The organism is Shewanella sp. ULN5 (genome assembly GCF_030731885.1).
GTDB lineage: Bacteria > Pseudomonadota > Gammaproteobacteria > Enterobacterales > Shewanellaceae > Shewanella > Shewanella holmiensis.
Genome location: NZ_JAPJEE010000001.1, coordinates 44,795 through 47,128, shown reverse-complemented (window position 1 = coordinate 47,128; position 2,334 = coordinate 44,795). Strand labels below are relative to the sequence as shown.

At 42.4% G+C, this 2,334-nt stretch carries 1 protein-coding gene and 3 tRNA genes; 2 read left to right on the top strand and 2 right to left on the bottom strand.

Going from position 1 to position 2,334, the window contains the following annotated elements:
- Positions 1-76 (bottom strand) — tRNA-Val (locus ORI98_RS00185).
- Between the two features lie 45 nt (positions 77-121).
- Positions 122-197: transfer RNA gene (locus tag ORI98_RS00180), tRNA-Val, on the bottom strand.
- Between the two features lie 274 nt (positions 198-471).
- On the opposite strand from ORI98_RS00180, the gene gltX reads away from it, so the two are divergent.
- Together gltX and ORI98_RS00170 are read left to right on the top strand one after the other, a co-directional pair.
- Positions 472-1,881, top strand: coding sequence for a glutamate--tRNA ligase (gene gltX, locus ORI98_RS00175; RefSeq protein ID WP_261299764.1), 1,410 nt, complete (start codon positions 472-474; stop codon positions 1,879-1,881).
- A gap of 105 nt (positions 1,882-1,986) precedes the next feature.
- Positions 1,987-2,062 (top strand) — tRNA-Ala (locus ORI98_RS00170).
- Positions 2,063-2,334 lie beyond the last annotated feature (272 nt).

Here is a 2,334-nt window from a genome sequence, read left to right as displayed (position 1 = left end):
TGGTGGTCGCTACTGGGCTCGAACCAGTGACCCCCTCCTTGTAAGGGAGGTGCTCTCCCAGCTGAGCTAAGCGACCTGAGAATATAATCAACAACAATTAATAATTTCTTCAATGAAATTATGGTGGTCGCTACTGGGCTCGAACCAGTGACCCCCTCCTTGTAAGGGAGGTGCTCTCCCAGCTGAGCTAAGCGACCTCATGCTGTGTGGGTCGGTATTATAGGGAGCAAGGAAAAGCTGTCAACGATTTTTCGCTAAAAATATTACGATAGTGCTATTTTTGTGCCGTTTGGCGTTTTGTTAAACAGACTGGTTTTTATTTTTAACGAAAAACGCAGCATGATTCGACAATCGCCCATTTCAACCTAGCGCGTTGGCTGTTAGAATATCGGCCACATTTTTATCCTCGTCTGTTTGTGGTTTAGGCCAGCATGCTTATACAGACTTCTTTATATAGGTTAGTGTCCGATTATGACGACTAAGACTCGCTTTGCTCCAAGCCCTACAGGTTTTTTACACGTTGGTGGTGCACGTACAGCACTTTATTCATGGTTACATGCAAAAGCAAACAACGGTGAATTTGTTTTACGTATTGAAGACACTGATATTGAACGTTCAACGCAAGAAGCCTGTGATGCTATTTTAGATGGCATGAACTGGTTAGGCTTAACCTGGAACGAAGGTCCTTATTATCAAACTAAGCGTTTTGATCGTTATAACGAGATCATTGCGCAAATGTTAGAGAAAGGCACTGCATATAAATGTTATTGCTCGCGTGAACGTATAGAGTCTTTACGTGAAGAACAAGCTGCCAACGGTGAACAACAAAAATATGATGGATGTTGTCGTGATTTAGCACCACGTGACACTGATGAGCCATTTGTTGTGCGTTTTAAAAACCCAACAGAAGGTAGCGTTATTTTTGATGACCATGTACGTGGTCGAATTGAAATTGCTAACAGTATGCTTGATGATTTAATCATTAAACGTACCGATGGTGTACCTACCTATAACTTCTGTGTTGTGGTTGACGATTGGGATATGGGGATCACGTGCGTTGTACGTGGTGAAGACCATATTAACAACACACCTCGTCAAATTAACATTTTGCAAGCATTAGGCGCGCCAATTCCTGAGTATGCACATGTTTCGATGATTTTAGGTGACGACGGTGCTAAATTATCAAAACGTCATGGGGCCGTGGGTGTCATGCAATACCGTGACGATGGCTATTTACCTGAAGCCCTATTGAACTACCTTGTGCGTTTAGGTTGGTCTCATGGTGATCAAGAAGTGTTTTCAATGGATGAAATGATCAGCCTATTTAAATTGGATGATATTAATAAAGCCGCTTCTGCTTTTAATACCGACAAGTTGAATTGGTTAAATCAGCACTATATTAAATCATTAGCGCCAGAATATGTTGCCTCTCATTTAGCATGGCATATGGATGACCAGAAAATTGATACCAGTAATGGGCCTGCACTAACAGAAGTCGTGACTGCACTTTCTGAACGTGCAAAAACACTAAAAGAGCTGGCGGCTTCTAGTCGTTACTTCTTTGAAGATTTTGCTGAGTTTGATGAAGGGCAGGCGAAAAAACACCTTCGTGGTGTTGCCTTAGAACCATTAACGTTAGTAAAAGCAAAGTTGGAAGCTTTATCTGATTGGACTGTAGAATCATTACATGCAGTTATTGAAGCGACAGCCGCTGAACTAGATGTTGGTATGGGTAAGGTTGGTATGCCGTTACGTGTTGCGGTAACGGGTGCCGGGCAATCTCCTGCTTTAGATTTAACCTTGTTTTTGATTGGCAAAGACAGATCTGTTGAAAGAATATCCAAAGCGATTGATTTTGTAGCAGATAGAATAAATTCCTAAAAAACGAGTTGACACATTAAGGTATGCTGCATAGAATGCGCCTCGCAGTTGAGACACAGCTCAGTAATTTCTGGCAGCGTATCTGAATTGTTATTTAAGTAAGACGGGGTTATAGCTCAGCTGGGAGAGCGCTTCGCTGGCAGTGAAGAGGTCCACGGTTCGATCCCGTGTAGCTCCACCACTTACTTAATCACTTCTTGATGGAAGTTAGCATTGATGTTTAGTCTACAGGCATCGATGAGTATTCACTCGATACAGAGTATAAGGTATCAACAGTGTCCCATTCGTCTAGAAAGAGCGCTTAGGACACAGCCCACTTTGGTTTATAAAGAGTCGGCGGTAACAGGGGATAGAATCCTTGTTGTTATGTGGCAATTAGCATTGATGTTTAGCCTACAGGCATCGATGAGTATTCACTCGATACAGAGTATAAGGTATCAACAGTGTCCCATT

What these genes read in the sequence shown, in the direction of transcription:
- gltX (WP_261299764.1), top strand. Translation starts at nt 472, where the DNA reads ATGACGACTAAGACTCGCTTTGCTCCAAGCCCTACAGGTTTTTTACAC.